At 38.5% G+C, this 1,010-nt stretch carries 1 protein-coding gene; it reads right to left on the bottom strand.

Annotated features, from left to right (window positions below; genetic code table 11):
- Nucleotides 1–284 precede the first annotated feature (284 nt).
- Nucleotides 285–1,010, bottom strand: a 726-nt coding sequence (locus tag ACFIL8_RS10990; RefSeq protein ID WP_375689814.1) for a DUF6990 domain-containing protein, incomplete at its 5' end; no start/stop codon positions are given.

Raw genomic sequence — 1,010 nt, 5'->3', positions numbered from 1 at the left:
AGTCAATGGACCTTTCCCTCATACCGCTTGAATAAGCGATAATTTATGAGCATTTTCTAACAAAAAAGAGACCGCCTTTAAGAAGAGAGTAGAATTTATAATTGATTTTTCTCCTCTATTCTTGAGGATCAAGCCATTTCCAGTCTATTTTTTAAAATCTTGGCTATTATTCTTGATTTTTCGAACCCTTTATTTTGCTCTGGTAAGAAAGATGTGAAAGCGCCATGATTGAGACGCTTTCACATCTTTTAAATAAAAGTGCTTTTCTTCAACAGGAGAATAAACTAATCAATTTTTATATCCATAAATGCGATTTTACCATCTTTAATATAAGTAATATCAGGAGCATGTTTTACCCCCTCTGCTTCAAACACGAACTGTTCATCACTCACCCCTTCAAACCCTTGTTCCCTTAATTCTTGTTTTTTCTCCTCGACTAATTTTTTATGCAAAGCGCGTTTTTGATTACACGTATTAGGAGATCTTACTCTAAAAAGCTGATAGTCCATGGCTATAGACCACTTCTCAGCAACCCGTTCCAGTAGATCGTAACTGAACTTTCCTTCCCTTTTCACTTCTTGAGCGATCACCATCGCGCGTTCCAAATGGACTTTTTCAATGGTTTCATCAAAGCCAAGCTGGTCCCCTGCCGTAAAACTTTCGTCATAAGAAGCTAAAGTCTCAACATCGCCCAGCAAGGCAAGAGCAGCAAGATGCAGCAAAGCATAAGGTGCGAACTCTACGTCTCCATCCGTTGCCCATGATAAAGAATCTTTTTCCCAAGGGGGAATACCATATTGAGAGCGAAACATTTCATGCAAAGAATCATCTTCCATTGTCCATTTTAAAGTTGTATCGAGAGCTTTCTTTAAAAGCTGGGCGCTCACTTTTTCTTCAAAAATTTCCAATCCATTGGGTACAAAATTCATAAATACCGTTGGCACAACCCCAGAATTATGCGGATTAATCGTCTGACAAGCCGCCGCAAAAATACCGCTCATAATTAAAAG

Origin of the sequence: Bartonella sp. AP57NXGY, from assembly GCF_042195805.1 — a bacterium.
Classification (GTDB): Bacteria; Pseudomonadota; Alphaproteobacteria; order Rhizobiales; family Rhizobiaceae; genus Bartonella.
Note: the sequence above shows the minus strand (reverse complement) of the source record. Positions and strands in the feature narration are given on the sequence as shown.